We start from the raw sequence: 25,869 nt of genomic DNA, 5'->3' as shown, positions 1-25,869 counted from the left end.
GAGTATTTATTGGCTGTATGATGAAAAACAAATGAGTAAAGAAATAGAGCGATTTGCCGATACTAACAATATCAGTATTTTTGTACGCTAGGCCAAAGTCATGAAAAATTTGCTTATTTTAGCTTTGCTCGCTTTAAGTTCAGCATGTGCTCATTACGACCATACACACGAACAGCACCAGTTTGTCCCATCCGAACACAGTATGCTTAATGAATCTAAGTCATCTGTTTTACGGTTAGCGGACGAATTAGCACATGAATTAACGACACAGAGTCTGCTTTTCGCTGAGGATGTTCCTGTTGTTGTAATGACCCCTGTAATGGCAAATGACTTCAGCAGGACTGTAAATTTTTCTGCCGCTTTACAGCAAAGTCTTATGACTTCTTTAAAGATGCGAGGTTATCAAGTGACTGATGTTAATGCGACAGATTCGCTGAAGGTAACGGAAAACGGTGAATTTATGTTGGCTAGAGACTGGCAGTTATTACCACACAACTTGTCTGTTGAACACGCTGTTGTTTCTACAGTCGAGCTGAATAAAAATGGCATCGTGCTAAACAGCAGAGTGATTAACTTGAATGACAATAGTGTCCTTTCTGCTGCTGAAGCGTCTTTACCCGTTTCGGAGTTTTCTCAATATGTTATGCCATCTGAAAAAGTGGTTGTGAGGGATGGAGTGGTATTTCGATATTCTAAAACTGGGCAAGAGAATGTTCGCCAGAGAGGAGTAAAATAATGAAACGACTATTTTTACTGTTAATGATCGTATTCGTTTCTGGTTGCTCGACAAACAGAGATAGGCATATTCAATGGGAAGCGGAAGCACCAACAGACTTTCCAACACTGACAGCCGTGGGGTACGCTTCACTTGCTAAACAACCTGGGAAAACTAAATCAGACAAGGTTCTTGCCGCACTACAAGCGTCAAAAGTTGATGCTTATAGGGAGTTAGCTGAGCAAATTTACGGTCAAAAAATTGATGGTGTTACCAATACTCATGAATGGAAGTTAAAGCATGACGAAGTAAGGGCGTCAGTCTCAGGTGTTGTTAGAGGTGCAAAAGTTGTTAAAAGCTACTTGTCAGGTGACTTTTACGTAACAGAGCTAGAGCTTGACTATAAACATGTTTGGGCGTTGTATCAGCAGCGTCAAAAGAGCTACAAAGTAAAACGAGTGGTGTATTTCTAACATCACTCGCCGATCTCGAAAGGTTAATCTTACTGATTCGTGCTTATCGCCTTAAGTTTGTTGGGGCGACTATCTCGGTGGGCAATCAAATACTGGGGATAGTTTCTTAATCAGAGGGTATGATTTTCAACGATTAATGAGACTTTTTAAGTTTAAGCTTCGACATTATTCCCTAAGGTCGAAATCGTAGATGTTTGACCTTTATCATCATAAGTCATCGAAAAGGCATTTCTACTGGCCTGAAGCGCATGTGACAAACGGCTAATGCTAGCAAGGTTGTGTTCAATAAGTGTTGAATTTTTCTGATTGTTTCTTTTGCAGTCATCCAATAGTGCTTTGGCTTTTTGAGCTTGGCCAAGAAGCTCTTCAGATTGTTTAATCAATTGAGCATTTTCTGGAAGGCTTAATTTTGTATCATTAGATTGAAGCAGTGTTAAGCACTCTGATTTTTTTTCAGCAAGAATGAGCAAGGCGTCAGTGTCTTGTTCAGAAAGAGCTGCACTTTCATTTTTAATTATTTCAATCAAATGATTGAGTAAATTAAGTTGATGTTCAAGAAGTTGGGCTGGTTGTTCCATTTTTATACAACGACTACTCAGAAACTGAATTTTGCTTATCTTTATACAGGTCATTCAACTCAGATTCAAAGCTAGAAATATTTTTTGCTAACTTCTGAGGATCAATTGAATAGCGTCCTTCTGAAATAGCCTGTTTAATTTCAGATACTTTTTTCTGATCGACATCAGACATCAAAGATAACTTAGTTTGCATCTTTTGAAGTTGTTGAGCCTGAGCCGTTATAACAACAGAGTCACCTTTCTGAGCTTTACTCGCTTCAGGTTTTGAAGTGGTTTGCTCAGAAACAGAGGACTGATTCGCAGCCTTTCTTGTTTGCATGCGTGCCGATAAATTGCTGTTTAGCTTATTTGTATCGATAGCCATTTTTGTGCCCTAGCAATAAAAAGATCAAATAGTCTATATGGTATATCGACAGATAAAAATATAGCTTTAGCAAAAAAGCCAATTTAATTTTACAAAGATACCATTGAGTATATTCTACATCCTGACTTGAACTTCGCCAATCCCAATTACTTGAGCTTTAATGGTTTTATTTGAGTGATTGTTCATAACTTCAATGGTGTCGTGCAAATTTCCATCAGTTTTTGCTGTCCCAGTAGTTCGAATAGAAAAACTTTTCGTACTAGCAACGATTTTCACTGAGTCTCCTTTGCAAACAAAACATATATTTTGCGAAAAGATTGGATGATTTTTAGCAATTCTTTTTTTGGTTTTTGTTCCTATGATTGCTTCTAACGTGTCAAAGTGTGTCCCGCGGACAGAATTCTCATCAAGATATTTCAATGTCACTTTCGAAGCGTCAATTAACTCATTTGCCGCTAGAGTTTTAGTGGGCACAGCAACTTGATATTGAGTCTTAACTACTACAGACAGGTAGACTTGCCAAGGGTAGGAGTGATTCGTTTTACAACTCAATTTTACGGTATTATTTCTCTTGAGTTTTGGTGTTACTAAAGTTGCCAAAATAGGAGAGATGCATTGTGGTATTTTAAATCGCTCGTTAATATTTTGAGGTGTGATTGTGATTTTGGCGTTTTTTGCGGGAATAATTTTGTCTTTTACGGCACGCTGAGCAGCATTAGAAATGTCTTGTAACGTCGGAACGTAAGGATTTACTTTACTGTAAGTAAAAGGCGAAGCAACCATCATGGCAATAAATAAAAAAAAACTGACTTTCATTTTTTTAATACTCTGTCGATATATAAAAATATGCCTATACTTTGTGCGTGCAAGTAAATGTTTATTTACTCTACGTCATAATTAGTATGGTTATAGTTTAACAATATACTGTAAAGTTATTGGAGTTTATTCCGTTAAATATTTACAATTGTGTAGCATATCCATTTTTTACGTTAAAAAATGAGATGTGCGAACTTATAAAGATGCAACGGAACTGATTCATCTTAATGGCAAAAGGTATAATTGCGAAGACACTTAGATTTTGTTCTTGTTTTAGAGGCTTATGCCATCAAAACATGGACTGTTGTTAAGGATAGGCAGAGCTATGTCAAGTATTCTCGAGTCGGTAAACAAGCGAACTCAACTTGTTGGTCAAAACCGTTTAGAGCTATTGTTATTCAAGTTTGATGATTCTCAAAAGTTCGGAATCAATGTATTTAAAGTCAAGGAAGTGCTTCAGTGTCCACCCTTAACATCTCTTCCTAAACTCAATTCATTTGTTCGCGGAATTGCTCATATTCGTGGTACGACGATTTCAGTTATTGATTTAAGTGCTGCCACTGGTGGGAAACCAATCGAGAACATCGATAAGAGCTTTATCATCATTTCAGAATACAACCGAAGTGTTCAGGGGTTTCTCGTATCCTCAGTTGAGCGTATTGTTAATATGAACTGGGAAGGTATTATGCCTCCTCCCACCGGTGCAGGTAAAAATTCATATTTAACGGCTGTTGCTGAGTTAGAAGGTGAGCTTGTAGAGATCTTAGATGTAGAAAAAATTCTAGACGAAATCTCCCCTGTGAAAACCGAGATAAGTAAAGAGATTGATGAGCAACTGACAATAGATAGAGAGCAACAATATAACGTGTTAGTGATTGATGACTCATCAGTCGCTCGTAAACAGATTGTAAGAGCACTTTCTTCTCTTAATTTGAATATTGAAACCGCAAAAGATGGTCGCGAAGCGTTAGATATGCTCAAGCATAAAGCGGAAGGTAGTGAAGACTTATCAAGTGATATTCCTCTGATTATTTCAGATATCGAAATGCCCGAAATGGATGGTTATACATTAACGGCCGAAATCCGAGGAAATCCAAAGCTGAAAAATATTAAAGTTGTTTTGCATACTTCGTTGAGTGGCGTATTCAATCAAGCGATGGTGCAAAAGGTTGGAGCTGATGATTTTATTGCAAAATTCAATCCAGATGAATTAGCTTCAGCAGTGAATAAACAACTAAGCTTGTAACATAAATTATATTAGTGTTATTACACTATTAAATTCGTTGTTGAATTGATTCAGAAGCTAAGGTATAAAGCAGCGCCTTAGGCAAACTTGAATGCCAATTGTATTAAAACTTAGGATGGTACGGTGCCAAATAGCACACTTGCAGATGATGAATACCAAAAGTTTCGCCGCTTTTTAGAAAAGCAAAGCGGAATTGTATTAGGTGACAATAAACAGTATCTAGTACGCAGTCGACTTGCGCCTTTGATGGGAAAATATGATTTGCCAAGTATTTCTCATGTGGTTAAGCGTTCGATGGAGCCTACTGAACGTCAACTAAGACTTGATGCAATTGATGCAATGACAACGAATGAAACCTTATGGTTTCGTGATCGTTATCCATTTGAGTTGCTTGTTAAGCAAGTACTTCCTGAAATGGATGCCAAAAAAACGCCAATCAAAGTTTGGTCTGCGGCTTGTTCTTCAGGACAAGAACCTTATTCTATCGGAATGAGTATCCTTGAATACCAACAGCAAAAAGCGAACAGTTTTGGTCGTGGCATTACTGTTACTGCGACTGATTTATCCTCAACGATGTTAGAGCGCTGTGCTCAAGCTGAATATGATAGCCTGGCATTGGCTAGAGGGTTGTCTGAAGAACGAAAGCGTCAATTCTTTGATGACTTACCGTCTGGCAATATGAGAGTTAAACCTAAAGTACGCTCATTAGTGAACTTCAGAAGCCATAACTTGCTAGAAAGTTACAGCATACTTGGCAAGTTTGATGTGATATTTTGCCGAAATGTTTTGATTTACTTTTCAGCAGAGGCAAAGGCTAATATCTTACGGCAATTCGCTGCCGCCCTTAATCCAAATGGTATCTTGTTTCTTGGGGCTTCTGAGTCTATCACTGGTTTGACGGACGAATTTGACATGATTCGTTGCAATCCAGGTATTTTTTATCGTAAAAAATAATCTATCCGGTTGTATAGCGGGTTTATCTCGCTTTTCTTTTATTCATATCCGCACTATTTTCATTCAAATTTCACTCCCATAATTTTATTGGCATACGTATTGCATTTACAAAGCAAAGTCCATTGTAAAGGCAATTTTATGGCGATTGGTTTCGATAAAGCATTAGGTGTTCATCAGCATACGTTAGGCGTAAGAGCTAAGCGTGCAGAGGTATTGTCCAGCAATATCGCAAATGCAGACACACCTCATTACAAAGCAAAAGACGTCGATTTTGAACAAGCGATGCGAAGCGCTGTGTCAAAACAAAGAGGCGTCAGTTTAGGTGGCACTCACCAAAAGCACTTTTCAATTCAAAGTGTAGTGCAAGCCGAAACAGGCTATCGAATTCCTAACCAACCAGACACTGGTGATGGCAATACAGTGGACATGCAAACAGAACAAGCTTCTTTCATGGAAAACGCTTTGGAATATCAAATGTCACTTGGTTTTTTGGAAAGCAAGTTTAATGGCATGAAGAAAGCGATAAGGGGTGAATAATTATGAGTTTATTTAATATTTTTGATGTTGCAGGTTCAGGTATGTCTGCACAATCAGTTCGCCTAAATACGACTGCGAGTAACATTGCCAACGCAGACGCGGTATCCAGCAGCATTGATGAAACATACCGCGCACGTCACCCTATTTTTGCAGCAGAGATGGATAAAGCTTCTGCTTCTCAAATGCAGGGAAACCAGTCATCAATGAAAGTTGCAGTAAAAGGCATTGTTGAAAGCGACAAGCCACTGATTAAAGAATTTTCACCAGATCATCCAATGGCTGACGGTGACGGTTTTATTTACAAACCAAACGTTAATGTGATGGAAGAAATGGCTGACATGATTTCTGCGTCTCGAACATATCAAATGAACACCCAAGTTGCTGATACTGCCAAGAGCATGCTTCAGCAAACGTTGAGAATGGGCAAGTAGGAGTAGGTTATGAATGACATTAACTCTACAGGTAACCCTTTTTTAGACAGTTTACGGCTGCCAGAGCAATCGGAAACGCCAGAGCCGAATAACAATCAGTCTCTGACACAAGATGATTTCTTTTCTTTGTTATCTCAGCAGTTGGCATATCAAGACCCTTTTAAACCTGTTGATAACGATCAGATGATTGCGCAAATGGCGTCATTTTCAACTGTTGATGGGATTGGTAACTTAAACAAAGAAATTTTGAACTTGAATCAAACTATGAGCTCAAGCCAAGCGCTTCAAGCTTCAAGTTTGGTTGGACGCAAAGTTTTGATCCCAACAAGTTCGGGTAATGTTTCAGCCACAAATCCAGAGCTTAGAGGTGTGGCTAGTACAACATCGCCAGTTGAAACGATTAACGTTCGAGTGGAAGACAGTAAAGGTCAGTTGATCACGACCTTCGAAGCCGACGGTAGCGACGGTGGCAATATCGAGCTTAAGTGGGACGGGAAAGATAAAAACGGCAACCCTGTTGCAGAAGGTGAGTACACCTTAAAAGCCAGCGGGATTGTTGATGGTGAAACACAAGATTTGCCAGTTTCAACTTATGCACACGTAAGTAGCGTTTCACTGGGTACTGCTCAGACTGGAGCCATCCTTAATTTGGCAGGCGGAAGTGCCGTTAAATTGAGTGATGTGTTAGCCGTTTCAGAAACTTAGAAAGAACACAAGAAAAGCCGATTAAACCGACTTTTCATATTTGGAATAAGAATTTGGCGAGGATTCGCCAGTTAAATCTTGATGCAGAACAGGGGGACTTATGTCGTTCAACATCGCCTTAAGTGGCATTGAAGCCGCACAAAAGGACTTAAACACTACCGCCAATAATATTGCAAATGCCAATACCATTGGTTTCAAAGAATCACGTGCTGAGTTCGCTGATGTTTATGCAAATTCAATTTTTTCGAACGGTAAAACAAATGTTGGTGGTGGGGTGACAACGACTCAAGTTGCTCAGCAATTCCATCAAGGTAGTTTGCAGTTTACCAACAACGCACTTGACATGGCGATCAGTGGCGGTGGCTACTTTGTGACCTCTTCAGATCAAAATTCACAGGATTTAACATTCACTCGTGCTGGTGCGTTTAAAGTGGATTCTGATGGTTTTATGGTTGACTCAGCGGGTAACTTTTTAAGAACCTTTCCAGTAGATAAAAACGGTAATTCGACATCAGTGAGTTTGACAACCACTGAACCTGTTAGAATTCCTGACACCGCAGGACGACCTGAGCAATCGACTAAAATTGATTTGCAAATGAACCTGAATGTTGCGGAAGACTCTAAAGATCCAGCGGCGTTTGACCCTGAAGATCCTGAAACGTTTAATAACTCAACATCAATTACATTTTATGACTCACTAGGTGAGCCGCATGTAATGACAACGTACTTTGTGAAGCCTGAAAATGCTTCCCATAATGATGGAAACAATTGGGTTGCCTTCTATGCCGTTGATGGTGAGCCAGTAGATGTTGCTGGTGCTACTGCTACTTATGATGTTGATGTGGATGAGAATGGAATCCCTGATGGTACTCCTCGAAATGCTACAGCAACGAAGCCAGATAGCGTGCCTGCTACTGACTGGCAAGGCGCTGTACTGACATTTGATAATGTCGGTGGTTATACGGGTAGTACACCAGCAACAATTAATACGGTACCATTAGGTGTTACTGGCGCTAACGTACTTGGATTAGGTGCTGATGGTACACAGGCCTTGAACATTGAATTTGACAACCCAACGCAATTTGCGGCACCGTTTGAAGTCACCAAGTTAAGCCAAGACGGCTCGACTGTCGGTCGTTTGACGAATGTTGAAATTGGGGCTGATGGACTGATTAATGCAAGTTACAGTAATGGTTCAACCATTCCATTATCACGTGTTGCATTGGCAAGGTTCCAGAATGAGCAAGGGTTAACTCAGGTTGGTAATACGTCTTGGCGCTCAAGTTTAGATTCAGGGCCTGCACTAGCGGGTGAAGCTAACAGTGGTACGCTAGGCAGCATTCGTTCTTCAGCTCTTGAACAATCAAACGTTGATTTAACGACTGAGCTTGTTGATTTAATTTCAGCACAGCGTAACTTCCAAGCTAACTCGAGAACGTTGGAAGTTAACAGTACACTGCAACAAACGATTTTACAGATTCAATAAATCATAAAGTTTATTTGTTACATTAAAGCCATTGCCTCCGCGGCAATGGCTTTCCTCTTTTTAAAATATCACTTCATTTTTTTTCTTTTTAGACTAGTAAATAGCCGATAAACACTCGGCTCTAATCAATTGGCACGTTCGATGCTTTATTCATCATAAGTATTAAGTTTTGACGGATTGAGTAATGGATAAGCTGCTTTATATCGCCGCCAGCGGTGCTAAACAAAATATGGCTGAATTGGCTGTTCGTGCCAATAACTTAGCCAATGCAAATACCGATGGTTTTAAAGCCGATATGGCGCAAGCTCGCTCAATGCAAGCTTTTGGTGATGGTTTGCCAACACGTGTGTTTGCAATGACAGAGCAACCTAGCGCCAATTTTCAATCCGGTGCAATCAAAACAACAGGTCGAGATCTTGACGTTGCCGTTAAAGGTGATGGTTGGTTAGCGGTGCAAAGCGCAGAAGGTGAAGAAGCTTACACCCGCTCGGGTAGCTTGAGTTTTGACACCACGGGTTTATTACAAAATGACCGTGGTAACCCAATTATGGGGCAAGACGGTCCGATAGTGTTACCGCTACCCATCGAGAAAGTAGAAATAAGCCAAGATGGAACCATTACCGTCAGGCCTCAAGGTGCACCAGCTGAAGCGTTAGAGCAAGTTGGTCGCATCAAACTCGTAAATCCTGAAACAGCAGAGCTGATGCGAGGTCAAGATGGGTTATTCAGACATTCGTCGGGGCAGCCTCAACCGATTGATTTAGATGTAGCACTGGAAAGTGGCGCAATCGAAAGCAGTAATGTGAGTGCCGTTGAAGAAATGGTTGCATTAATCGATATTCAGCGTCAGTTCGAGATGCAAGTGAAAATGATGAAAACGGCAGAAGATAACGATCGTGCTTCTGCTCAAATGATGAGAATGAGCTAGGGGAGTATGTCATGCATCCGGCATTATGGATAAGCAAAACCGGGCTTGACGCCCAACAAACAGATATTGCGGTTATTTCAAATAACGTCGCCAATGCCAGTACGGTTGGTTATAAAAAAAGCCGAGCTGTTTTTGAAGATTTACTCTATCAAACAGTGAATCAGGCAGGTGGTATCAGTGCAAATAACACCAAGTTACCTAATGGTTTGAACATTGGTGCAGGTACCAAAGTGGTTGCCACGCAAAAGCAGTTTACCCAAGGAAACATGCTGACCACAGATAATTCGTTAGATTTGATGGTAGAAGGGCCTGGTTTCTTTGAAGTCCAAATGCCAGATGGCAGTACGTCCTATACCCGTAATGGACAGTTCAGTTTAGATGACCAAGGTCAAATTGTAACGTCAGGTGCGGGTTATGTTATTCAGCCTGCGATTACGATTCCAGAAGATGCAACCAGCATAACCGTGTCTGCGGAAGGTGAAGTATCTGTAAAAACTAACGGCGCAGCAGAAAACCAAGTGTTGGGTCAGTTCAGTATGTCTGATTTTATTAATCCATCAGGTCTAGAGCCAATGGGGCAAAACTTGTATTTAGAGACAGGGGCAAGTGGAGCACCCATTCAAGGTACTGCAGCATTAGACGGTATGGGAGCCATTCGTCAAGGTGCGCTTGAAACGTCAAACGTGAACGTTACTGAAGAATTAGTGAACTTGATTGAAAGTCAGCGTATTTACGAAATGAACTCGAAAGTGATTTCAGCCGTTGACCAAATGCTGTCTTACGTTAACCAAAATCTGTAATGGGTGACTGATGATGCGTAGTTTATTTCTTGTTAGCGTGGTTGTTTTACTTTCAGCTTGTAATTCTACTAGTCACAAGCCAATTCCTGATGATCCATTTTATGCACCAGTGTACCCAGATACTCCTCCTACGAGCGTCGAGCCAACAGGTTCTATCTACATGGATGCGGAAGCGGCGAGTTTATATTCTGATATTCGTGCACATAAAGTGGGCGACATCATCACGATTAACCTTTCTGAGGCTACGCAAGCACGAAAAAGTGCGACGAACGAAATCACAAAGTCGAATGCGAATTCGATAGATCCAATTTTCGGTGGTGGTGCCAATATCACTCTTAAAGGGAAGCCACTTGATTTTCGATATAAAGATTCATTTGATACCAGCCGTGAATCGGATGCCAATCAAAGTAACAGTCTTTCAGGCAGTATTTCGGCCAATGTAATGAAAGTACTTTCTAATGGCCATTTAGTGGTGCGTGGTGAGAAATGGATATCCATCAACAATGGTGATGAATTTATTAGAATTACTGGGCTAGTTCGGAGTGAAGACATTCGTCCAGATAACACGATTGACTCTAATAGAGTTGCAAATGCACGAATTCAATATAGTGGAACAGGCACCTTCGCAGAAGCGCAAAAAGTGGGTTGGCTGAATAAGTTTTTCTTAAGTGATTGGTGGCCTTTCTAGGTTATGGAGATCAAGGTGATGAGAATAAAAGTAATACTAAGTTTGCTCTTGATGCTGTTAACCACTGAGGTTTTTGCTCAGAGAATTAAAGACATCTCAAACATTCAGGGTGTTCGTCACAATCAACTGATCGGTTACGGATTAGTGGTGGGTTTACCGGGAACGGGTGAAAAGACGCGTTATACCGAGCAGACGTTTAAAACCATGCTGAAAAATTTCGGCATTAATTTGCCGGACAGTTTTAGACCAAAGATCAAAAATATTGCCGTTGTGGCTGTTCATGCAGATATGCCACCGTTTATTAAGACGGGGCAGAATCTTGATGTCACTGTATCAAGCATTGGTGAAGCCAAAAGTTTACGTGGTGGAACATTACTCCAAACTTTCCTCAAAGGGGTAAACGGAAAAGTGTACGCCATCGCACAAGGCAGTCTTGTCGTCAGTGGTTTTAGTGCTGAAGGGCTCGACGGCTCTAAAGTCATACAAAATACCCCAACTGTGGGTCGTGTTCCTAATGGTGCCATTGTTGAACGAGAGGTGAAGTCGCCCTTTGCAAATGGTGATTATTTAACATTCAACTTACACCGACCAGATTTTTCGTCGGCAAAACGCATGGCAGATACCATTAATGAATTGTTAGGGCCAGATGTTGCAATGCCATTGGATGCGACTTCAGTAAGAGTCAGCGCCCCTCGTGATGCTTCTCAACGTGTTTCATTCTTAGCCGTTATTGAAAACTTAAATGTCGATTTAGCAGCAGAAGCAGCCAAAGTGATTGTTAACTCACGCACCGGCACAATCGTGGTTGGTCAACAAGTGCGATTAAGACCAGCAGCGATTACTCATGGTGGCTTGACAGTCACGATTGCTGAGCAAACACAAGTTTCACAACCTAATGCATTTGGTCAAGGTGAAACAGCCGTGACGACTAATTCAAATATTGATGTCTCTGAAGATTACAAACGCATGTTCTTATTCAACCCAGGAACCACATTGGATGAATTAGTTCGAGCAGTGAATTTAGTTGGTGCAGCACCATCTGACGTACTTGCGATACTTGAAGCATTAAAGTTGGCAGGCGCATTGCAAGGTGAACTGATAGTTATCTAATTATTGGCATTGGAGTTTCGACGGTCTGTTTATGGAAAAGCTAGCAAACGCATCAAACTTTCTCGAACTGGGTGGTTTAGATCAATTGAGATCTCAAGCTCAAAAAGACGAGCAAGGCGCATTAAAAGAAGTGGCAAAGCAATTTGAAGGGATTTTCGTTCAAATGCTGATGAAGAGTATGCGTGATGCCAATGAGGTTTTTAAATCAGACAGTCCGTTTAACACGCAATACACAGCTTTTTACGAGCAAATGCGTGACCAACAGCTTTCTATCGACCTGTCTGACAAAGGTACGCTCGGTATCGCAGATTTGATGGTTGAACAGCTATCACCTGAAACCAGTAAGATAAAACCTGCATCGACATTGCGTAATGATGGGCAATTACCGATTAATGGTGATGACTTACTAACTCAGAAAACACTGCCAAGCCATATAAAAATTAATGATGCTCAAAAAGTAGCCGATAAAGATTTGAATATCATTAATGATGTAGTAAGCGGCAAGATTACGCCGACAGAGGCAAAACAAGGTTTTGCCGATAAGACAGACTTTATAAACCAGCTTTACCCATATGCAAAAGAAGCAGCGGATAAGTTAGGAACACAGCCAGAAGTGCTGATTGCGCAATCAGCGTTAGAAACAGGTTGGGGACAAAAAATGGTTCGCCAATCGAACGGTGAAACCAGCAATAATCTTTTCAATATAAAAGCAACAAATGGCTGGGAAGGAAACAAAGCCAAAGTCAGCACCTTGGAGTTTGAACAAGGTATTGCAGTAAAGCAACAAGCTGACTTTAGGGTTTACGATGGCATCAAACAAAGCTTTGATGACTTCGTCAACTTCCTTTCTAGCGGTGAGCGCTATCAAGAAGCATTAAAAGCAGCAAAACAACCTGAGCAATTTATTAATGGCTTGCAAAAAGCAGGTTATGCAACTGACCCTAATTACACACAAAAAGTGATGTCGGTATTGAAGTCCGTCGTGGCAGGGAAGTAGTGGCATGTATGTTTTTAAAGAATTCAATTTAAGCAGTAAAAGGTACAGCTAATGTCTAATGATTTATTGAATATCGGTCGTAATGGATTATTGACGTCACAATCTCAATTAGCTGTGACCAGTAATAATATTGCCAATGCAAATACCGCAGGTTATCACCGTCAGGTTGCTACACAATCGACACTGGGTGCACGTCAAGTCGGTGGCGAATATTACGGTTCAGGCAGTTATGTTTCTGATGTAAAACGCATTTATAACGAATTTGCTTCTCGTGAGCTTCGAATTGGCCAGTCAACCTTAAGTGAAGCAGAAACCTCTTTTAGTAAGCTCTCTCAATTAGACCAGTTATTTTCAGAAATCGGCAAGTCAGTGCCAAATAGTCTTAATGATATGTTTGCACAAATGAATGGCTTGGTTGATTTGCCCGATGATATCGGTTCTCGCACTACGGTATTAAGCTCAGCTACTCAAATGGCACAGAGCATCAATCAAATGCAAAACCATTTGGATGATCAGGTAAAAAATACCAATGGTGAAATTTCTGGTTCAGTAGAGCAGTTAAATGAACTGAGTAGTGAACTCGCAAAAATTAACCTTGAGCTCAGAGAAAACGGCGGTGAGAACAGTCAACTGCTTGATCGTCAAGAAAGCATCATTCAAGAAATGAGTAAATTTGGCAACATCAGTGTGATTCCGCTCGATGGTGGTGCTAAAAGTATTATGCTTGGTGGCAACACTATGTTGGTAACGGGTGAGTCAGCAACACCACTTGAGGTAAAGACTGGTGATCCATTCCCGAATAGTACCCAAATAGTTGCTAAAGTCGGCGATAAAGAAGTACCGCTTAATGGTAGTAATGTTGGTGGCAGTTTAGGTGCTTTATTTGAGTACCGCGATGATAGCTTATTCAACGCTCAACAAGAGCTTAGTCAGTTTGCTCTAGGTGTTGCAGATGCCTTCAATAAAACACAAGCTGAAGGCGTCGATCTCAACGGTAACTTGGGTAAACCTATTTTTACTGACATTAATGACCCATCAATGAGTTTTGGTCGTGTAGGCGCGAATCCGAATAACACTGGTACGGCTAATTTATCGGTAAATATTGATGAAGTTTCTTCCCTGTCAGGCAATGAATACAAACTTACTTACGATGGAACTGACTATAAGTTAGTTGATAGTGAAACAGGGAATGAGCAAACATTAACGCTAACGGGCAATACTCTTTCTGGCGCTGATGGCTTTAGTGTTGAAATTGATAACCCGACTAATCTAGCCTCAGGTGATAGTTTTACCATTCGCCCTAATGGTAGTGCGGCTTCAGGCATTGCTGTTACCATGACAGATCCAAAAGAAATTGCAGCAGGTAGCCCGGATAGTTTTGTCACTGCAGCTGATGGTAATTCTAGTAATACCAACGTGAAAATTATTGATCTTGACCGAAATGCGGCTGGTTTTGAATCTCCTATTACGGTTGACCTTGATACCACTGTATCTCCTGCAACTTATTCAATTTCGGATGCGAATGGCGCCCCTATTGCAGGTGCTTCTGGCACCTTTGCTGGAAGCCCAGCAACGATTTCTGCACTGGGTGTCGATATTGAAATCGATTCAACCGCCTCTGAATCATCTTCATTCACTTTAGATTTCACGCCTAAACCGGGTGATAACTCCAATGCCGTTAAACTTGCAGGACTCAGTGAACAGAAGCTGATGAATGATGGTAAATCAACCCTAATCGATGTTTATCAAGATGCAAAGCAAGATATTGGTTCGCAAACTAAAGGGTCTGAAATTCGTTTAGTCAGTGCCGATGCTGTTTATCAGCAAGCACACAGTCGAGTGCAAAGTGACTCTGGCGTAAACCTTGATGAGGAAGCATCAAATTTGCTTCGATTCCAACAGTCTTATCAAGCTTCTGCGAGAGTGATGACTACGGCTCAGCAAGTGTTCGATACTCTATTTAACGCCATTTAACTTTAACGCAAAATTTAAGGATTGATGTGATGCGCATTTCAACTTCACAAATGTTCAATAGTAATACCAGCAGTATTTTGCGTCATCAAGCTGATACGCAAAAGTCTTTGGAGCAAATCTCCTCTGGAAAGCGTGTCAATACTGCGGCGGATGATCCTATTGCGTCGAAAACCATTGATAACTTCAATCAGCAGAATAATTTGATAGATCAATTTTTAAAGAACATTGACTATGCAGAAGGTCGGCTCGCCAATGCTGAATCAACGCTCGGTGATGCGGAATCGTTATCTCGAAATATTAAAGACAATATGCTGAAGATGAATAATGGTACTCGCAGCCAAGATGATCTTGATGCCATTGCTAAAGATCTGCGCAGCGATCTCGATGCGTTAATGTCTATTGCAAACTCGAAAGATGAATCTGGAAATTATACTTTTTCTGGCTTTAATACAGATTCAGAGCCTTTTAGTTTTACTAATACTGATCCAAGACAAATTCAATATGCTGGTGATGACAATGTAAAACAGAGCATGGTTGCTGAAGGTGTACTTCTACAAACCAATATTCCAGGCAGCCAAGCTTTCATGAATGGCGCTAATGCCTTAGGTGATTACAGTGTCAATTATCAGGCAGATCAAACTGGTGAATTTCATGTAACGTCGGCAAAAATTGACGGCAACCCGGCAAGTCCGGCGGCAAGTTTCTCACTAGAGTTTCAAGATGATGGTGCAGGAGGAATAGAAGTTTCACTAGGTGGCGGTACAGCTATTCCTTTTACCAACCCTCTTAACATTGGAGATACCGTTCTCGAATTTGAGGGAACGCCTGCTGTCGGCGATGAAATAAGCTTTTCACAACAATCTTCAGTAAGCATTTTTGACACAGTTGAGCGAGCTATTGCGCTTGCTGAGAGTGGTGAAATGCAAAATCCAAACGGCCAGGCAGAAATGGCACAGTTATTGGATAACATAAATCAAGGTATCGACCAGATCAGTACAGCTCGGAGTGTTGCCGGTGTTAATCTCAAAAGTCTTGAGACTTATAACACCCAACATGAAGATGCAAAGTTAGTGAATACCTCTGCGCAAGCAAAGTTAGAAGATCTGGACATGGCGGAAGCAATAACTGAACTCCAAAAAAGTCAGGTAGCGCTTCAAGCAACGTCAAGCCTATTTAGCAGAGTAAGTTCAGCGAGTTTGTTTGATTATCTGTAATCAATAATGCTGATGTGAAATGCAGTAAAAGTGCTTTTTACTTAAATCACTTTGCTTTGCTTGAAGATGATTCACTAACAACAAATTATGGGTCTCTGCTTTCTTGCAGTAAGCCCTAAAAAGTATAAGTCGTGCCTCAATGAGGTACCCAGCAATAACACAATAATGTTGCGGGCATTTGGCTACAAAATGCGACCAAATAAATTTAAAACAAAATAATAATCTTCGCCGGGCAGTTGGCTTTGGCTTGATTTTAAGGGGAATAGCTATGATCAGTGTCAATACTAACGTCACTTCTATGAAAGCCCAAGGAAACTTAGGCAAAGCCAACATGGGTACACAAGAGTCAATGCAGCGTCTTGCATCAGGTTTGCGTATTAATTCTGCTAAAGATGATGCTGCGGGATTGCAAATTTCTAACCGCTTAACCAGTCAGGTAAATGGATTGGATATGGCTGTGAGAAATGCTAATGATGGTATATCTATTGCACAAACTGCTGAAGGTGCAATGCAAGAATCTACAAATATTTTACAACGTATGCGTGACTTATCGTTACAATCCGCTAACGGTTCTAACTCAGTAGAAGATCGTCAAGCACTTCAAAAAGAGATTGGTGCGTTACAAACAGAATTAACACGTATTGCAGAAACTACTTCTTTTGGTGGTCAAAAGCTGATTGACGGTTCATATGGAACTCAGGCATTCCAAGTTGGCTCTGAAGCAAATCAAACTATCTCTGTAACACTAGAGGATGTTAGTGCCGACAAGTTGGCCGAGGGGCGCTCAGTTTCAGGTGGTGGAATCTCAGCTGCCGGTGTTGGGGAACTTACTGATGGAACTGATAACGATGCAACGTTATCGTTTGCTGTTGACTTAAATGGTGATGGTACGTCTTCAAACTTTGCTGTAAATATTGGCGATGCGAGTGATGCAGGTGGCGTAGCGAATGCGATCAATAAAGTAATGTCAGAAAATGACGTTAATATTTCTGCAAGCGTCGGTGATAATGGTGAAGTTGTTTTTACTGGTAATATTGATAATACTTCGGCCACAGGTACTCCAGATTTAGCCATCGAAATTACTGGTACTGGTGAGAACACTGGTGGTACCGGTGCGGCCTTTACTGCTGGTAACTTCACTGACATTACTATTGGTGCTGATAACTCAGCTAACGTGGGTACAATTGATATTGGGAATGCGGCAGGCGCTCAATCTGCTGTTGAGACAATTGATAAAGCTATCGCTCAAATTGATAATCGCCGTGCGCATTTAGGTGCTGTTCAAAATCGTATGAGTCACACCATCAATAACTTAGGTAACATTTCGAATAACGTGTCTGATGCACGTAGCCGTATTCAAGATGTCGATTTTGCCAAAGAAACGGCAAATTTAACTAAGACACAAATTTTATCGCAAACTTCTTCTGCTATGTTGGCTCAAGCTAACCAGTTACCACAAGTTGCGCTATCACTTTTAGGTTAATAGTCAACTTAATACTCGTCGTGCCAATTCTCTAGCATGGCGAGTTTTATCTTTTCTCATTTTTTATTTCACTTCCCTTTTCCCTTTCTTGCAGTTCCTACCAAGGATTTTAAATATTGAGGTAGTCTATTTTTTAGATTAGTCAAACAAATAAATTAAAAAACACTAAAGTTAGTAATTGATAGGCCGCTAAAAAGTTGAAACCGACAATAAAAATCTGACTAAGGCGCGCTACATGCTTTGATTGGTCAGAGCTATAAATAGGATGATACAATGATTAGTGTAAATACTAACGTCACTTCTATGAAGGCCCAAGGAAACTTAGGTAAAGCGAACATGGGCGTGCAAGATTCCATGCAGCGTCTTGCTTCAGGTCTTCGTATTAACTCAGCAAAAGATGATGCTGCTGGCCTTCAAATTTCTAACCGCTTAACCAGCCAGGTCAATGGCCTTGATATGGCTACACGAAATGCTAACGATGGTATTTCTATTGCGCAAACCGCTGAAGGTGCGATGCAAGAGTCTACTAATATCTTGCAGCGTATGCGTGATCTTTCTCTGCAATCTTCTAACGGTTCGAATTCTGCTGAAGATCGTCAAGCACTACAAAAAGAAATTGGTGCACTGCAAACAGAGTTAACTCGTATTTCTGAAACCACTTCTTTTGGTGGCCAAAAGTTAATTGATGGCTCTTATGGCACTCAAGCTATGCAAGTGGGTGCAGAGGCGAACGAAACCATTTCTATTACTTTAAGTGATGTCGGTGCTGATGCACTAGCAGACTCTAAGGCAGTAACTGGCGGAACTATTAGTGCAGAAAGTGTAACAGCACTTACATCAGGTGACGGTGATGGAGCATTATCATTTACTCATGACTTCAATGCTGATGGTGATACAACGGATGATGGTGAAGTTGTTAGTTTAAGTAATATTTCAGCGACGGATGCTGGTGGATTAGCTGAAGCGATTAACAAAGAATTTTCTAGTGCTGGGCGAAATATCGTTGCAAATGTAAATGATGACGGCAGTTTATCATTTACAGGTGCTGTTGGTAATAATGGTGCGGCTGCGGCTAATATGACTGTTGCAGGTACGGCAGCAACTAATCCTGCTGATGGTGCAACACCCGGTACTCCAGCTGCATTTACTCCTCCTACCGATCTAAATATTGGTGCTGATGATTCTGCTAATATCAGTACAGTTGATATTTCAACTGCTGGTGGTGCACAAGCTGCGATTGATACAATTGATAATGCGATAGCTCAAATTGACAGTCAACGTGCTGATTTAGGTGCAACTCAAAATCGTCTAGGTCATACAATCAATAACTTAGGCAATATTTCAAATAACGTATCTGATGCACGTAGCCGAATTCAAGATGTCGATTTTGCTAAAGAAACAGCGAACATGACAAAGCAACAGATTTTGTCGCAAACATCTTCAGCAATGCTTGCCCAAGCTAACGGTCTACCACAAGTAGCGTTATCTCTACTTTAATCGTTGAATTAACGCCTAGTTAAGCCAGTCTTTTGACTGGCTTTTTTATGCAACTTGTTGAAATATAACTTCCACTATTATCGCTAGTCTATTTTCAAAATTAGTCAAATAAAAAGTAAAAAAACACTAAAGTTAGTGATTGAAGTGCCGTTAAAGAGTTGTAACCAATAACAACAATCTGACTGAGGCGCTACATGCTTTGATTGGTCAGAGCTATAAATAGGATGATACTATGATTAGTGTAAATACTAACGTCACTTCTATGAAGGCCCAAGGAAATTTAGGTAAAGCGAACATGGGCGTTCAAGATTCTATGCAGCGTCTTGCTTCAGGTCTTCGTATTAACTCAGCAAAAGATGATGCTGCTGGTCTTCAAATTTCTAACCGTTTAACCAGTCAGGTTAATGGTCTTGATATGGCTACACGAAATGCTAACGATGGTATTTCTATTGCGCAAACCGCTGAAGGTGCGATGCAAGAGTCTACAAATATCTTGCAGCGTATGCGTGATCTTTCTCTGCAATCTTCTAACGGTTCGAATTCTGCTGAAGATCGTCAAGCACTACAAAAAGAAATTGGTGCGTTACAAACAGAATTAACACGTATCTCTGAAACTACTTCTTTTGGTGGCCAAAAGTTAATCGATGGTTCTTACGGCACTCAAGCTATGCAAGTTGGTGCAGAGGCTAACGAAACTATTTCTGTAACATTGAGTGATGTTGGTGCCGATGCACTTGCTAATAACCGTGGAATTACAGCTGGTGGTATCAACACTGCAGGTATTCAAGAACTAACGGGCGGCAATGATAATGACGGTGCACTCTCTTTTGCTGTAGCAAACGGTGATGGTACAGATACAACTGTGGCAGTAAGTATTGATGATGCAACTGATGCTGGGGGCGTTGCTGATGCTATTAATAAGGCGATGGCAGCTCAAGATGTAAACATTGCTGCCAATGTTGATACTGCAGCTGATGGCACTCAATCAATTTCATTTACAGGTTCTGTTGCTAACTCATCTCAAGGTACACCAGATACTACGATCGAGATTACTGGTACAGGTGAGGGGACTGGTGGTACTGCTGGTACCTTTACTGCTGGTAACAAAACAGATTTAACTATTGGTGGTAACAACTCTTCAAACGTTGGAACGATTGATATTTCTTCTGCAGGTGGTGCTCAATCAGCCGTTGCAACAATTGATGCTGCAATTGCACAAATCGATAGCCAACGTGCAGACTTAGGTGCAACTCAAAACCGTCTTGGTCACACAATCAATAACTTGGGTAATATTTCGAATAACGTGTCTGATGCACGTAGCCGAATTCAAGATGTTGACTTTGCAAAAGAAACTGCAAACATGACTAAGCAGCAAATCTTATCGCAAACATCTTCTGCAATGCTTGCTCAAGCAAATGGTCTACCACAAGTAGCATTGTCTCTACTTTAATCTCTAAGTAGAAAGCACTTGTTAAAGCCAGTCATTGACTGGCTTTTTTTATGCCTAAATCACACCTCTTATTCAAGCTTATTCACATTATGTAATCGCTTATTCAGCTGTGGTATAGTAGCAAGCTATTTTTTGAATGTGGTTTTGAAGGAATCAAGATGTCTCGAAAATATTTTGGTACAGACGGTGTGCGTGGAAAAGTAGGTACTTTTCCTATTACGCCATCTTTTGCAATGAAATTAGGTTGGGCGGCAGGTAAAGTGCTGGCATCAACAGGTACCAAAGAAGTGTTAATCGGTAAAGATACACGGATCAGTGGTTATATGCTTGAGTCTGCAATGGAAGCTGGGTTTTCCGCCGCAGGTGTCAATGTGGCTTTAGTTGGCCCAATGCCAACGCCAGCAGTTGCCTATTTAGCCTCGACTTTTAGAGCTGATGCTGGTGTGGTGATCAGTGCTTCTCATAACCCATTTTATGATAATGGCATTAAGTTCTTTTCAAACGACGGCACTAAATTAACTGATGCTCAAGAGCTTGAAATTGAGCATTTGCTTGATAAAGCAATCAATGAAAATGCTATGGATTGTGCTGAGTCAGACAAGCTAGGCAAAGCTCGCCGTATCGATGATGCTGCAGGGCGTTATATCGAATTCTGTAAAGGTTCATTCCCGAAGCATCTATCACTACACGGCTTAAAAATCGTGGTAGATAGTGCAAATGGTGCCGCTTACCATATTGCACCTAATGTATATGCTGAATTAGGCGCTGAAGTGATTAGCATTAATGACAAGCCGGATGGTATGAACATTAATGATAATTGCGGTGCAACTAAACTCGATAGCCTTCAAGCAGCAGTGCTTGAACATCATGCAGACTTAGGTATAGCTTTAGATGGTGATGCTGACCGTGTGATGTTTGTTGACAGTAAAGGTGAAGTTGTTGACGGGGATGAGATTTTATTCATTCTTGCGCAAGAAGCTAAAGCAACTGACGAGCTTGAAGGCGGTGTTGTAGGTACCTTAATGTCTAACTTAGGTTTAGAGTTAGCGTTAAAAGAGCTGGATATTCCATTTAAGCGCGCCAAAGTAGGTGACCGATATGTAGTTGAACAGCTTAAAGCCACGGGTTGGAATTTAGGCGGTGAAGGTTCTGGACATATTTTAAGTCTCAACCATGCTTCAACAGGCGATGGTATTGTTGCATCATTGCAAGTTCTGAAAGCGTTGTTAGAGTCAGGCGTATCGCTTGAAGAACTTAAATCAGATATGACAAAACTGCCACAGCTTTTGATCAATGTTAAGTTAAGCTCTGATAATGCCGACGAAATCATTGCTTCTGAAAGTGTTCAAGCTGCGGTAAAAGATGCAGAAGGCGTGTTAGCGGAAAATGGTCGTGTATTGTTGCGTAAATCAGGTACCGAACCACTGATTCGTGTAATGGTAGAATCTACAGATTTAGATATGACCAAGGCTCAAGCTGAATATATTGCGGATGCAGTTCGTAAAGCTGGCTAACATACCTTGTTTTTCAAATAAAAGCCTAGGCATTTGCTTAGGCTTTATCGTTTAAGAGGCAATGTTTTTGAGTAATGCTCTAAAGCCCAATGTGATGGTTACTGGTGCCAATGGTCAGCTCGGGACTTCACTGACCCAGTTTCTTCAAAATAACTTCGAAGTTATTGCTTTTAATAAGTCACAACAGGATATCACTTGTCTTGCTTCTGTCAGAGACGCTATTACAAATAATAAACCTGATTATGTAATAAATTGTGCAGCTTATACGTGGGTTGATGGTGCAGAAGATAATCGAGATGCTTGTTACAGTGTAAATGAAACTGGTACTTCAAATTTAGCTAAAGCATGCGAAGAGCAAAAGACAGTTCTTATTCATTTATCTACTGATTATGTGTTCGATGGGCAGCAAGATTATTCCTATTTAGAGTCAGATGAAACATATCCGCTGAACGTTTATGGCAAATCTAAGCTAGCAGGTGAACAGGCTATCGCTCAGTATTGTAATGAGCATATTATCATCCGCACGGCTTCATTGTTTTCTTTAGAGGGCAATAACTTTTGTCGTAGCATTTTAAAAATGGCACAAGAGAATAAGCGGCTTACTGTCGTTGATGATCAATTTTCAGGGCCAACATTTGTCGATGATTTAGCAAACGCAATTAAGCAAATCATAATTCATATTGAAAATGATAAACGCCAATTTAATCAATGGGGGAACTACCACTATTGTGGTGAACCGAAAGTCAGTTGGTACGAGTTTGGTCTAGAAGTGTTGAAGTCACAAAGCTACGACATTAACACGTTAGATTACTCTGCAATTAAATTAAGCGAGCTAAACTCAAAAGCAGCACGTCCTAGAATGTCGATGCTAAATAATCAAAAAATTCGATCAGTATTCGGTGTAAAACCAAGTGATTGGAAAGCCGCAATTTATCAAAATAAGTTTAAACTATGAAAGTAATAGAGACGGATATTGCTGATGTTAAAATCATCGAACCGGATGTATTTGGCGATCAAAGAGGTTGGTTTCTTGAAAGCTGGCATGAATCTAAGTTTGCTGAGAATGTGCTAAATGTTCAGTTTAAACAAGATAACGTTTCGAGCTCATCAAAAGGTGTATTAAGAGGTTTGCACTTTCAAACCGAGCAACCTCAAGGAAAGCTAATGCAAGTGCTTGTCGGTGAGGTTTATGATGTTGCCGTTGATATCCGTAAAAGCTCGCCTACCTATGGTCGATGGGTTGGAGTATTGCTTTCAGAAAGCAACAGAAGGCAAATGTGGATTCCAGAAGGCTTTGCTCATGGTTTTTATGTTCTTTCAGAACAAGCTATTTGCACTTACAAATGTACCGATCTATACCACCCGAAATCAGAAGTATGTATTCGCTGGGATGACCCAGAATTAAGCATTGATTGGCCATTACTTGGTGAGCCGATCATTTCGTCAAAAGATACGCAAGGAATCGATTTTCAAGCGTTAAGTACCTAACAGTAAGTTCTTTGAAAATTATCGAATTCAGATTTAGTGTGACACAAGGGGCAATGACGGGTCATAGCCGAAGCTATGTCGGGGAATTGCAACGTAGTAGAGTGCTGAATGTGGGCTCAGATAAGCTCTGAAGAAATTTATGGTCAGATACTTATGTATTTAGGCTATCTTAATTATTGTTAAACATAATTTTCTCGTGCTACGATTATTTTTGAATTTAATGAAATACTAATGTGAAGAATTACAATCACTTTTAATGTGAGTTAATCTGGGTATAATTCTCAATACCTCCCTATAGCTCAACCGGATAGAGCATCCGCCTCCTAAGCGGACGATCGGGGTTCGAGTCCCTGTGGGGAGACCAAATGGTCTCTATACACTTTATTTTTCAATGGATAGTGAATATTCTTTAATCATTCTTTAATGCTTCTCTTGAGCTTTAGTGAGAAAATATTTTCGCATATTTCTCATGGGCTACTTTGATATGGCATCGGCAGTTGAACGTCCACATTTCCCTACTCTTGCTATCTTTGAGTCTGAGAGTATAGAAGGGCATTTTGAGTTTAACCCTGAACAACAGGCAACTTTAGACGGCGTTGCTTCCAATTTACGAGTTGACAGCAAATCGGTTCAATGTGTCTTAAATGTAACGTTTAAAGAAGGAGAAACCAGAAGTTATACCACTAAGGCTATTTGTTTTGATGGAGCTCAAGAGTGCTTTAGTTATTGTCCTCATAGAGGAAAAGTAAAAAAAATTAAAAATCAATTAGAAGCCAGTAGAGCTAATGCTGTAAAAGATTTTTTTATAAAAGAATTGAATAGCTCAGAGCGAAAGGCTCCCTTTACAGCCCAAAGATCGGTAAAAAAAGCGGCAACGGCAAGTGCCACAATATCCCACCCTTGCACATCCATAAAAGATGAAACACACAAAGAAACAAAACCTCCCGCTTTAGAGCAAAGCTCTACACAAAAATCGGCAAAACAAACCGACATAAAAAAAGAGCCAGCCAAACTTGAACAGATTTCAGTTGTAAAGCATAACGTTCTAGAAACTGCCTACTCTGTAACCGTTAAAGTATGCCAAAGACAAGAAAAAGGTTATGGAAAGTTAACTATTCCTCCCAAAGAAGCATTTGTTGATTATGTTAAAAGGGAGGAAGACTTAGCTGAATTTTTATGTGGGTTAAGTGAAAAGTTAAAGCCTGGTAAATGTTTTACTGAAGAAGAAGAAATGAGATTTTATTTATTTATGCTTGGTATTCAAGGTGAATATCAAACAAAACAGAATGAGCAGAAATCAGCTTTAGTAACAGAAACAACCCATCAACAAAGTGTCAAACAAGAAAAAAAAGAAGCAAAGACTGAGAGTAAATATGAATTTCTTAGCCCAATGCTGGTGGCGTTAGTAGAGAAAGCGAAGAAGAGATTAGATAAAGATGGTTTAGAAAAAATAAAACAATTTGCCCCAGAACCATGCAATTATTTCAGCGATAGTCAGCTTCGAAAAATAGTCTTACAGGACTATCAATTATTAAGTTGTTTAGCAGAAAAGTGTTTTTCGGACTTTATTCATCACCTAAAACTTAAGTTATTTCCTATGAAAGCGTTTCTTGAGAAACGAAAAGCAGCAGTGCATGAAGAAGTTGCTGCTTCACTAGGAAATCGTAATCCGAGTAATTCAGAGAAACTTGAGTATATGAGAAGAGAATTGAGTTCTGGTACACCTGAAGCTGGTTTTAATTATTTTATGGCGTATGAATATGCAAAATTAATGTGTGAGAAATTTCAATTTATTTCCTTCGGTGAGTTTACTTCTCTATTATCTTGTGTTCCCGATCTTCGAATAGACTTTGTTTCAGAAAAGCATTCTGAAAGAGCGTTTAACTTTATTCTTAATGAAATCAAGAGACTCGAGTCATCATCCTATAAATAAAACTTACATGCATATATTGATTCTTGTCAGGCTGTTGATGAAAGAATCGATACTAATGAAAGAGCACGAGTATCGTAAGTGCGAGTTATTGAGAATAGTGATATTAAATAGAATGTGATTCTATAGTTCAACCTGTTATCTCTAAAATGAGCATGCACAAATAGTCCCGTGATTAGAAGAGCTCGCTCAGGATACATCAAGACAGAACGGCCAGCACAAACTGAATAGGTTTGATTCTACTCGAGTTAGGTATTAGCTTCCAAAGAGGGCATAAAAATATAAAAAATCTATTCCAATAGTTAGCTAATAAGAATGAAATACCTCCATCACTGATTACTGATGAGCTAAGGCAGTAACTTGAATGCTATAACAAATTCAATAAGTGGATTTCGGAATATGAAGTTAAGTTACAGAAACTAAATGAAGGTATTGAGTTAGTGGCATTATTACAAAGCGTGCTAGGGATTGGTCCTCACCAGCTTCGTACT

Annotated in this window: 25 protein-coding genes and 1 tRNA gene; 23 read left to right on the top strand and 3 right to left on the bottom strand. The window is 40.3% G+C overall.

The genetic code is table 11. The features are described 5' to 3' along the window. Positions 1-100 precede the first annotated feature (100 nt). Both AC1EU2_RS06025 and AC1EU2_RS06020 read left to right on the top strand, forming a co-directional pair. Positions 101-736, top strand: coding sequence for a FlgO family outer membrane protein (locus AC1EU2_RS06025; protein ID WP_480297120.1), 636 nt, complete (start codon positions 101-103; stop codon positions 734-736). Next, positions 736-1,188 (top strand): LPP20 family lipoprotein, encoded by a 453-nt coding sequence (locus AC1EU2_RS06020; protein WP_480297119.1) that lies wholly within the window; start codon positions 736-738, stop codon positions 1,186-1,188. Before AC1EU2_RS06025 ends, AC1EU2_RS06020 begins: the two co-directional genes overlap by 1 nt. Positions 1,189-1,340: 152 nt before the next feature. Here the strand turns inward: AC1EU2_RS06020 and AC1EU2_RS06015 are convergent, their stop codons facing one another. From AC1EU2_RS06015 to flgA, 3 genes are all read right to left on the bottom strand, one after another. Then, on the bottom strand, positions 1,341-1,766 hold the full coding sequence (locus AC1EU2_RS06015; RefSeq protein WP_480297117.1) for a flagella synthesis protein FlgN: 426 nt from the start codon (positions 1,764-1,766) through the stop codon (positions 1,341-1,343). 13 nt (positions 1,767-1,779) lie between these two features. Next, positions 1,780-2,130, bottom strand: a complete 351-nt coding sequence (gene flgM / locus AC1EU2_RS06010; protein ID WP_480297116.1) for a flagellar biosynthesis anti-sigma factor FlgM — start codon at positions 2,128-2,130, stop codon at positions 1,780-1,782. A 114-nt stretch (positions 2,131-2,244) separates the two neighbouring features. Then, positions 2,245-2,946 carry a flagellar basal body P-ring formation chaperone FlgA gene (gene flgA, locus AC1EU2_RS06005; protein ID WP_480297115.1) on the bottom strand — a complete coding sequence of 234 codons (702 nt, stop codon included), beginning with the start codon at positions 2,944-2,946 and terminating at the stop codon, positions 2,245-2,247. 325 nt (positions 2,947-3,271) lie between these two features. On the opposite strand from flgA, the gene AC1EU2_RS06000 reads away from it, so the two are divergent. The 21 genes from AC1EU2_RS06000 to AC1EU2_RS05900 all read left to right on the top strand — a co-directional run bounded on the left by AC1EU2_RS06000 (position 3,272) and on the right by AC1EU2_RS05900 (position 25,381). Next, the gene (locus AC1EU2_RS06000) at positions 3,272-4,192 is read left to right on the top strand and encodes a chemotaxis protein CheV (protein WP_480297114.1); all 921 of its coding nucleotides are present in this window, start codon (positions 3,272-3,274) and stop codon (positions 4,190-4,192) included. 123 nt (positions 4,193-4,315) lie between these two features. Continuing rightward, a complete protein-coding gene (locus AC1EU2_RS05995) occupies positions 4,316-5,146 on the top strand; it encodes a CheR family methyltransferase (protein WP_480297112.1) in 831 nt (276 codons plus the stop codon). 138 nt (positions 5,147-5,284) lie between these two features. Further along, the gene (gene flgB, locus AC1EU2_RS05990) at positions 5,285-5,683 is read left to right on the top strand and encodes a flagellar basal body rod protein FlgB (protein ID WP_480297111.1); all 399 of its coding nucleotides are present in this window, start codon (positions 5,285-5,287) and stop codon (positions 5,681-5,683) included. 2 nt (positions 5,684-5,685) lie between these two features. Then, positions 5,686-6,114, top strand: a complete 429-nt coding sequence (flgC, locus tag AC1EU2_RS05985; RefSeq protein WP_480297110.1) for a flagellar basal body rod protein FlgC — start codon at positions 5,686-5,688, stop codon at positions 6,112-6,114. 9 nt (positions 6,115-6,123) lie between these two features. Beyond that, positions 6,124-6,819 carry a flagellar hook assembly protein FlgD gene (flgD, locus tag AC1EU2_RS05980; protein ID WP_129946498.1) on the top strand — a complete coding sequence of 232 codons (696 nt, stop codon included), beginning with the start codon at positions 6,124-6,126 and terminating at the stop codon, positions 6,817-6,819. 100 nt (positions 6,820-6,919) lie between these two features. Continuing rightward, positions 6,920-8,305 (top strand): flagellar hook protein FlgE, encoded by a 1,386-nt coding sequence (gene flgE, locus AC1EU2_RS05975; RefSeq protein ID WP_480297109.1) that lies wholly within the window; start codon positions 6,920-6,922, stop codon positions 8,303-8,305. 184 nt (positions 8,306-8,489) lie between these two features. Beyond that, positions 8,490-9,233, top strand: coding sequence for a flagellar basal-body rod protein FlgF (flgF, locus tag AC1EU2_RS05970; protein WP_480297108.1), 744 nt, complete (start codon positions 8,490-8,492; stop codon positions 9,231-9,233). A gap of 11 nt (positions 9,234-9,244) precedes the next feature. Further along, entirely contained in the window at positions 9,245-10,033 is a 789-nt protein-coding gene (gene flgG / locus AC1EU2_RS05965; RefSeq protein WP_129946495.1) for a flagellar basal-body rod protein FlgG, read from the top strand. 10 nt (positions 10,034-10,043) lie between these two features. After that, positions 10,044-10,721 (top strand): flagellar basal body L-ring protein FlgH, encoded by a 678-nt coding sequence (gene flgH, locus AC1EU2_RS05960; RefSeq protein ID WP_480297106.1) that lies wholly within the window; start codon positions 10,044-10,046, stop codon positions 10,719-10,721. An 18-nt stretch (positions 10,722-10,739) separates the two neighbouring features. After that, entirely contained in the window at positions 10,740-11,831 is a 1,092-nt protein-coding gene (locus tag AC1EU2_RS05955; protein ID WP_480297104.1) for a flagellar basal body P-ring protein FlgI, read from the top strand. Positions 11,832-11,862: 31 nt separating this feature from the next. Further along, complete coding sequence (gene flgJ, locus AC1EU2_RS05950; protein WP_480297102.1) at positions 11,863-12,828, top strand: flagellar assembly peptidoglycan hydrolase FlgJ; 966 nt, start codon at positions 11,863-11,865, stop codon at positions 12,826-12,828. A 51-nt stretch (positions 12,829-12,879) separates the two neighbouring features. Then, the gene (gene flgK, locus AC1EU2_RS05945; RefSeq protein ID WP_480297100.1) at positions 12,880-14,802 is read left to right on the top strand and encodes a flagellar hook-associated protein FlgK; all 1,923 of its coding nucleotides are present in this window, start codon (positions 12,880-12,882) and stop codon (positions 14,800-14,802) included. 29 nt (positions 14,803-14,831) lie between these two features. Continuing rightward, a complete protein-coding gene (gene flgL / locus AC1EU2_RS05940) occupies positions 14,832-16,016 on the top strand; it encodes a flagellar hook-associated protein FlgL (RefSeq protein WP_480297098.1) in 1,185 nt (394 codons plus the stop codon). Positions 16,017-16,284: 268 nt separating this feature from the next. Beyond that, a complete protein-coding gene (locus tag AC1EU2_RS05935; RefSeq protein WP_480297096.1) occupies positions 16,285-17,499 on the top strand; it encodes a flagellin in 1,215 nt (404 codons plus the stop codon). Positions 17,500-17,772: 273 nt separating this feature from the next. Further along, positions 17,773-18,996, top strand: a complete 1,224-nt coding sequence (locus AC1EU2_RS05930; RefSeq protein ID WP_480297094.1) for a flagellin — start codon at positions 17,773-17,775, stop codon at positions 18,994-18,996. A gap of 232 nt (positions 18,997-19,228) precedes the next feature. Further along, positions 19,229-20,446: a flagellin gene (locus tag AC1EU2_RS05925; protein ID WP_480297092.1), complete on the top strand. Its 1,218-nt coding sequence runs from the start codon at positions 19,229-19,231 to the stop codon at positions 20,444-20,446. A 158-nt stretch (positions 20,447-20,604) separates the two neighbouring features. Further along, a complete protein-coding gene (gene glmM, locus AC1EU2_RS05920; protein ID WP_480297091.1) occupies positions 20,605-21,960 on the top strand; it encodes a phosphoglucosamine mutase in 1,356 nt (451 codons plus the stop codon). Positions 21,961-22,027: 67 nt separating this feature from the next. Further along, entirely contained in the window at positions 22,028-22,915 is an 888-nt protein-coding gene (gene rfbD, locus AC1EU2_RS05915) for a dTDP-4-dehydrorhamnose reductase (RefSeq protein WP_480297089.1), read from the top strand. Further along, positions 22,912-23,448 (top strand): dTDP-4-dehydrorhamnose 3,5-epimerase, encoded by a 537-nt coding sequence (gene rfbC / locus AC1EU2_RS05910; protein ID WP_480297088.1) that lies wholly within the window; start codon positions 22,912-22,914, stop codon positions 23,446-23,448. The genes rfbD and rfbC overlap by 4 nt, the downstream gene beginning before the upstream one ends. A gap of 288 nt (positions 23,449-23,736) precedes the next feature. After that, a tRNA-Arg gene (locus tag AC1EU2_RS05905) sits at positions 23,737-23,812 on the top strand. Between the two features lie 120 nt (positions 23,813-23,932). Continuing rightward, complete coding sequence (locus AC1EU2_RS05900) at positions 23,933-25,381, top strand: hypothetical protein (protein WP_480297086.1); 1,449 nt, start codon at positions 23,933-23,935, stop codon at positions 25,379-25,381. Positions 25,382-25,869 lie beyond the last annotated feature (488 nt).

The sequence above is a fragment of the Parashewanella sp. 2304DJ23-3 genome (assembly GCF_056591695.1).
The sequence above is the reverse complement of the archived record's forward strand: the minus strand, read 5'-3'. Positions and strand labels throughout refer to the sequence as shown.